General features: G+C 44.5%; 1 protein-coding gene. It reads left to right on the top strand.

Features of this window, described 5'->3' with window-relative positions:
• A partial coding sequence (groL, locus tag Q8M85_RS15155; protein WP_305546109.1) for a chaperonin GroEL occupies positions 1 to 1,172 on the top strand: 1,172 nt, incomplete at both ends.

Raw genomic sequence — 1,172 nt, 5'->3', positions numbered from 1 at the left:
CAAAACTTCTGATGTGGCCGGTGACGGTACTACCACTGCAACTGTATTAGCTCAAGCCATCGTTAAAGAAGGCATGAAGTATGTTGCTGCCGGCATGAATCCAATGGATCTCAAACGTGGCATTGATAAGGCAGTTACCGTGGCCATCGGTGAATTGAAAAAGCTTTCAAAACCATGTGCGACAGCCAAGGAAATTGCTCAAGTAGGTAGTATTTCTGCGAACTCAGATGATGAGATAGGCAAAATAATTGCGGATGCGATGGATAAAGTTGGCAAGGAAGGCGTGATTACTGTAGAAGATGGGTCTGGATTGCAGAATGAACTGGAAGTGGTTGAAGGTATGCAATTCGATCGCGGCTATCTCTCTCCTTACTTTGTAAGTAGCGCAGAAAAGCAAATTGCTTTATTGGATAATCCTTTTGTTTTGTTGCATGACAAGAAGATTTCTAACATCCGCGATTTGCTACCCATATTAGAACAAGTGGCGAAAGCCGGGAAACCATTGCTAATTATTGCTGAAGATGTGGATGGGGAAGCACTGGCAACTTTAGTTGTAAACAATATTCGTGGCATCCTGAAAACTTGTGCAGTTAAAGCGCCTGGCTTTGGTGATCGTCGCAAAGCTATGTTGGAAGATATCGCTATTCTAACAGGCGGTACTGTCATTGCTGAAGAGGTTGGTTTGACTTTAGAAAAAGCCACATTGAATGATTTGGGTCAAGCCAAGCGCATAGAAGTAGGTAAAGAAAATACAACGATTATTGATGGCGCAGGTGATGCTGGAAACATTGAAGGCCGTGTAAAGCAGATTCGCACACAGATTGAAGAAGCAACTAGCGACTATGATAAAGAAAAGCTGCAAGAGCGCGTGGCTAAGTTAGCGGGTGGTGTGGCGCTTATTAAAGTGGGTGCTGCTACAGAAGTTGAGATGAAAGAGAAAAAAGCGCGCGTTGAAGATGCATTGCATGCCACACGTGCAGCGGTAGAAGAAGGCGTTGTTCCTGGTGGTGGTGTAGCACTGTTACGTGCTATCCCAGCTGTCAAGCAGATTAAAGGCGACAATCACGATCAGGATGCCGGTATTAAGATTGTTTTGCGGGCTCTTGAAGAGCCATTGCGCCAAATTGTAATCAATTGTGGTGATGAACCATCCGTTGTGGTGAATAAAGTTG

The sequence above is a fragment of the Tabrizicola sp. genome, assembly GCF_030694085.1.
GTDB lineage: Bacteria > Pseudomonadota > Alphaproteobacteria > Rhodobacterales > Rhodobacteraceae > Tabrizicola.
The sequence above is the reverse complement of the archived record's forward strand: the minus strand, read 5'-3'. Positions and strand labels throughout refer to the sequence as shown.